This window comes from uncultured Negativibacillus sp. (genome assembly GCF_944388365.1).
Taxonomy (GTDB): domain Bacteria; phylum Bacillota; class Clostridia; order Oscillospirales; family Ruminococcaceae; genus Negativibacillus.
Map to the genome: position 1 here is coordinate 1 of NZ_CALXIN010000105.1, position 5,856 is coordinate 5,856.

Genomic DNA, 5,856 nt, shown 5'->3' on the forward strand with positions numbered 1-5,856 from the left:
AATACAGCACCGAGAGGCTGAAAAGGGCATTGGCAATACTTTAGCAGAACTTGTGCCCTTCCCTGCCCTTTTTGACAGTGGAAGGGCTTTTGTTTTGCCAAAACTTATTTTCGGGAGGTCATTTTATGCGTCACTTAATCGATCCTATGGATTTAACCGTCGAAGAAATCGACCAGCTGCTCCAGGTGGGCGATGACATCATCAAAAACCCGCAAAAATATGCCGAGGTTTGCAAAGGCAAAAAGCTGGCAACCCTCTTCTATGAACCAAGCACCCGCACAAGACTCAGCTTTGAGTCGGCAATGCTGGAGCTGGGCGGCTCTGTCATTGGATTCTCCTCCGCAGACTCCTCCTCCGCTGCCAAAGGCGAAAGCGTTGCGGATACCATCCGCGTTATCGCCGGATATGCGGACATCGCTGCTATGCGCCATCCAAAGGAAGGCGCTCCAATGGTCGCTGCAATGAACTCCCCAATCCCAGTTATCAATGCCGGTGACGGCGGTCACCAGCATCCAACCCAGACGCTGACCGACCTGATGACCATTCATCAGCTCAAAGGCAGAGTAGACCACATGACCGTCGGTCTGTGCGGCGACCTGAAGTTCGGACGCACCGTTCATTCGCTCATCACTGCTCTCTCCCGCTACGAGGGCATCCGCTTTGTACTGATCTCCCCAGAGGAGCTGAAGGTTCCAACCTACGTCAAAGAGGAAATCCTGGACAAGAAACACATCCCATACACCGAGGTTCAGAGCCTGGACGATGCAATGCCGGAGCTGGACATCCTGTATATGACCCGCGTACAGCGCGAACGCTTTGCAAGCGAGGAAGAATATCTGCGCCTGAAGGATTGCTACATCCTCACTCCGGACAAGCTGGAGAGCGCAAAACCGGATATGTGCATCCTGCATCCACTGCCGCGCGTCAACGAGATTTCGGTCGCTGTGGACAAGGATCCTCGCGCTGCTTACTTCAAACAGGTATTCTTCGGCAAGATCATCCGCATGGCGCTCATCATGAAGCTGCTGGGTGTGACACCGGCTCCATTCAACAAGGAACTGCCTGCTCCACAGAAGGACGAGAGCGAACCTGTTGTCGGCAAGCTGTGCTGCCAGAATCCACGCTGCATCACCACCATCGAACAGGAACTGCCACATGCATTCCGTCTGGTGGACGAAACGGCCAAGGCCTGGCGCGGCATCTACCGCGAAGCACAGATTCAGGAATAAGCAAAACTGGCAGAGGCTGGAAAGAATCTTCTTTCCAGCCTCTTTTTATTTTTAGATATTCCGATAGATTTACAGATACAAAAGAGGAGAAAGCAGATTGCTTTCTCCTTTTTATAACAGAAACTATTTGTTCAGTGTAGCAACACCTTCGCGGATACGTTTTACAGCTTCCTCAACATAAGCGCGTGGGCAAGCCATATTTGCACGTACAAAACCGGAGCCTTCCGGACCAAAGAAGGTGCCTGCATTGAATGCCAGATGGCATTTCTCTTTGAAGAATGCAGTCAGCTCATCGTCGGTCATGTTCAGTCCACGGCAGTCAACCCATGCAAGGTAGGTGCCTTCTGGATCCCACATCTTGAGCGGTGCAATCGAGTTGATCTCTTTTGCAAAGTAGTGCATGTTGTTCTGGATGTAAACATTCAGCTCATCCAGCCACTGGTCGCACTGGGTGTATGCAGCGATGACAACCGAGTCAACAAATGCGTTTGCGCTGCCGACATGCAGGTTGCCCAGCAGAGTTTTGAATTTATTGCGCAGCTCTTCGTCCTTGATGATGATGTTGGATGCCTGCAGACCTGCCAGGTTAAAGGTCTTGCTTGGTGCGGTGCACAGGATGGTCTTGTCAGCCATTTCTGGGCAAACGTTGGTGAATACATGATGCTCTTTGAATACGAGGTCATTGTGGATTTCATCAGCGATCAGATAGAGATTGTGTTTCATGCAGAAATCTCCGATGCCTTTGAGCTCTTCCACGGTCCAAACACGGCCAACTGGGTTGTGTGGGCTGCACAGCATGAATGCCTTGGTGTTTGGAGTGATGCGTTTTTCCATGTCGTCAAAGTCGATGGTGTAGTAACCATCTTTGTTGACCAGTGGGCTTTCGATCAGCTTTCTGCCGCAAGCGGTGGTAGCTCCACGGAATGGACCGTAAACAGGAGAAAGGATCATAACTTCTTCTCCTGGCTCGGTAACAGCCTGTACGCCCAGAGTCAGTGCGATAACAACGCCTGGAGTAAAGACGATCCAGTCTTTTTCAATCTCAAAGTTGTGGCGGCGTTTCATCCAGTCGATCACAGCCTGATAGTACTGTTCGCTGAGTTTGCTGTATGCATAAACATGATGGTTTGCACGTTTTACAAATGCCTCATAGATTGGAGCTGGTGCTTCAAAGTCCATATCGGCAATCCACATAGGAAGCATCTCGTCCTGATTTGCATAAACATCCCACTTGACACATTCGCTGCCTTTGCGGTCATACTTTTTGTCAAAATCGTACATAGTTAACATCCTCCCACCTGGCAAAAAACTGATCGTTTTCATAACCTATCAGCAATCTGCAAAATTTTTTTTGGATTTCCTTGGAAATCCTGTTGAATTTATTCTTGACATAAAAAGTATAATCCTTATTTCATGGAATGTCAACTACCCGAAATCACAAGAGAAATCTTATATTTTTGTACATATTATTGAAGTACGGTAGTAAAAAGTAAGCATGATGTTGAAATTCCTTCCTGAATGCGCTATACTGTAAGAAAACAACACAGACAAAACTTTGACAATCATTTACACTAAAGGAGAGGGCAGCATTGGTTGAGATCGGCGCAGTACAAGGACGTTTTCAGGGATTACATCTGGGACACATGGAGTTTTTGCTTGAGGCAAAAAAGAGATGTCAGTTTTTAATCATCGGGATCACCAATTATGACATCCATTCCCAATATATCAGCGACGATGCCAAGCTCAACCGCTTTCGTTCGGCCTCCAATCCCTTCACCTTCTTTGAGCGGATGATGATGATTACCGCCAGCATGGTGGAAGCGGGCATTCCGCGGGATCAGTTTACAGTGGTTCCCTTCCCGATCGAGGCGCCGGAGCGAATTCCTAACTTTGTTCCGGACGAGGTCACCTTTTTCCAGACCATCTATGACCAATGGGGACGCCAGAAGGTGGAATCCCTTCAGAAGATGGGCTATCGCGTAGAGGTCATGTGGGAGCGCACCGACGCCGATCGTCTGACCAGCGGCACCGAGATCCGTCAGCTGATGCACGACGGCGGCGACTGGGAATCGCTGGTTCCGCCGGCAGCCGCAGATTATATCCATCGCCACGGACTTTGGCAGCGTCTGCAAGATTAAAGATGTTTCACAACAAAAACAGCTCTGTTCGGCTTTCACCGAACAGAGCTGTTTTTTCAGGAAGGATTCTCGGTTTAAGTACACGCCGCTGCCAAGCAGCGGCGCTGTTTTTGTATGGGATCAGTGACAAAAACGAGTGGTGCAGCGAACATGATTGTAGCCAATGTTTCCGGTTCTGGAACAACCTGTGCTGCCGGTGCAGCCACAGCCGGACGTACCGGAGGAGGCAGTACAGCAGCTCGATCCGCTCTGGGTGCTCGGGCAGGAACAGCAGCACTTTTTGCAGCAGCAACAACAGCAGCAGTTGCAGTTGCTCGAGCTATCCTCTTCCTCTTCTTCTACATAAACAGGGATGCTGACGTAGTATGGATAGTTAGGATAAGCGGATGTGAGCCGATATCCGGACGGGAAGAAGTCGGAAAGCGACTGGCTGGATGTCTGTGAAGACTGATTACAAGAATTGCAGCAATGCATAATAAGAATCCTCCTTACAGGAAGGGGTTTGGATTTCGCCCCTTCCATGAGCATTCTATGCAGCTGACTTTCCGGTTGTGATTATCCTCGCAGCGTCGCTTTGAGCCGATGCGGACAGGTCAGCAGCTGCAGCGCCTGCAAAATGTTGGAAACCAGCACATCCGCCTGCAAAGCTGCCTGCACACAGGTTCCCTCCTCTCCGATGACGGCGATGGACAGTGCGCTGGCTGCGAACATCTTGCGGTCGTTGCGTCCGTTGCCGATGCTGGCTGTCTGCTGTGCGCCCAGCTTGATGACCAGCTCCATCTTGTTGTCGGCGACGGTGGCGCTGTCGTAGACCATCACCTGCACCGGCAGCGAAGCACACTCCCGTTTGACGGTGCCGTTGGTGTCGGCAGTGATGACATAGAGGTTCATTCCCTGTTCGTGCAGCTGACCAAGCAGCGGTGCGACGCCTTCGATGAGCTTGCCATCGGTGACGATGGTTCCGTTAAAATCCAGCACCAGATTGTTGATCTCGAAGTCTCCCCAACCAGGGATTGAAAATTTGGGCATAGTTGTGTCTCCTCTCAGAAAAAGGTTCCAAAGAAATCCTGCGGCATTTTACTGCCTTTTAGTTTATCATATTTTTTTCTGTCCTGCAATTGACATTTTGCTTTGAACGTGCTAAACTGTCCTCGATAGCTCGGAGGAAAGCTGTTTAATATAAGCGGTGCAGTTTTGCCGGATAAGAGATGACGCTGCGTTCATCTCTTATCCGGCTTTTTTGTTGCTGCAAACATCTTTCCCGAAAAATGTTTTTTGCAGGAGTGATACGATGTCAAAACTTTCCGCACAAAATCTGACCGAAGGCAGCATCACCAAAACATTGCTGGTGTTTGCTGTGCCCTATCTGTTTGCCAACCTGATTCAGGCGATGTATGGCGCCGTGGATATGATCGTGGTAGGCTGGTTTGCCAATGCTGCCGGCATTTCGGCAGTGTCGGTCGGCAGCCAGGTGATGCAGATTCTGACCAGCATGGTTGCCGGACTGACGATGGGCAGCACCATCCTGATCGCCCAATATTCCGGCGCATGCTGTGAACAGGAGACACAGCGCACCATCGGCACCACGCTGACGCTGTTTGCCCTGCTGGCTGCCGTCTTTACCGTTTTGCTGTTTATCCTGGCGCCGAACGTACTGCAGTGGCTGCAAACACCGGTCGAAGCCTTCGACGCTGCACTGGACTATGTCCGCATCTGCTCGTGCGGAACACTGTTCATCTTTGGTTACAATGCAATCAGTGCCATTCTGCGCGGACTTGGCGATTCCAAAAATCCGCTGAAATTTGTCATTATCGCCTGTGTGTGCAATGTTGTGCTCGACCTGCTCTTTGTCGGCGGATTTGGAATGGGTGCCGGCGGTGCTGCTCTGGCTACCATTCTTTCCCAGGGAATCAGCATGATTCTTGCCATCCTCTTTCTGAGCAAAAGCGACTTTATCTTCACCTTTTCGCTGCACAATTTCCGCATCGACCCGGAACAGGTGCTGCGTCTGCTCCGGTTGGGACTGCCTGTTTCGCTGCAGGAAACGATGGTCAGCTTCTCTTTTCTCATCATCAACGCCATTGTCAATTCGCTGGGTGTCGTCGCTTCGGCAGCCGTCGGCATCTGCTCCAAATTTGAAAGCTTTGCAATGCTCCCTGCCAACGCCTTTTCCAGCGCGATTGCTTCCATGTCGGCGCAGAACATGGGCGCCCAGAAACCTCAGCGCGCCAAATGCTGCATGTGGACAGGCATCGGATTTGCTTTTGCCTGTTCGCTGGTTTTCTTTTTGTGGGTGCAGCTGCTGCCGCAGACTGCTTTGGCATTGTTTAAGGCGGATGCAGACGTCACAGCAGCCGGCATTGAGTATCTGCGAACCTTCAGCTTTGATTTCATGTTCGTATCCTTCTATTTTTGCATGAACGGCTTTCTCAACGGTTGTGGGCGCACTGGCTTCAGCATGGTAAACGGTGTTGCTGCTACCTTTTTTG

Annotated in this window: 5 protein-coding genes and 1 pseudogene; 4 read left to right on the forward strand and 2 right to left on the reverse strand. The window is 50.6% G+C overall.

Annotated elements, in window-relative coordinates:
• Window positions 1–125: 125 nt before the first annotated feature.
• Window positions 126–1,034: pseudogene (pyrB, locus tag Q0L39_RS10210) on the forward strand (aspartate carbamoyltransferase); the annotation flags it as partial.
• 318 nt (window positions 1,035–1,352) lie between these two features.
• Here pyrB and Q0L39_RS10215 read toward each other — a convergent pair.
• Window positions 1,353–2,510 (reverse strand): MalY/PatB family protein, encoded by a 1,158-nt coding sequence (locus Q0L39_RS10215; RefSeq protein WP_296628906.1) that lies wholly within the window; start codon window positions 2,508–2,510, stop codon window positions 1,353–1,355.
• Window positions 2,511–2,818: 308 nt separating this feature from the next.
• Here Q0L39_RS10215 and Q0L39_RS10220 point away from each other — a divergent pair, with 308 nt between their 5' ends.
• Together Q0L39_RS10220 and Q0L39_RS10225 are read left to right on the forward strand one after the other, a co-directional pair.
• Window positions 2,819–3,367: an adenylyltransferase/cytidyltransferase family protein gene (locus tag Q0L39_RS10220; RefSeq protein WP_296628907.1), complete on the forward strand. Its 549-nt coding sequence runs from the start codon at window positions 2,819–2,821 to the stop codon at window positions 3,365–3,367.
• Window positions 3,368–3,530: 163 nt separating this feature from the next.
• The gene (locus Q0L39_RS10225; protein ID WP_296628908.1) at window positions 3,531–3,713 is read left to right on the forward strand and encodes a hypothetical protein; all 183 of its coding nucleotides are present in this window, start codon (window positions 3,531–3,533) and stop codon (window positions 3,711–3,713) included.
• A gap of 209 nt (window positions 3,714–3,922) precedes the next feature.
• On the opposite strand, the gene Q0L39_RS10230 is transcribed toward Q0L39_RS10225, so the two are convergent.
• Window positions 3,923–4,396, reverse strand: coding sequence for an ATPase P (locus Q0L39_RS10230; RefSeq protein WP_296628910.1), 474 nt, complete (start codon window positions 4,394–4,396; stop codon window positions 3,923–3,925).
• 262 nt (window positions 4,397–4,658) lie between these two features.
• Here Q0L39_RS10230 and Q0L39_RS10235 point away from each other — a divergent pair.
• A partial coding sequence (locus tag Q0L39_RS10235; RefSeq protein WP_296628911.1) for an MATE family efflux transporter occupies window positions 4,659–5,856 on the forward strand: 1,198 nt, incomplete at its 3' end.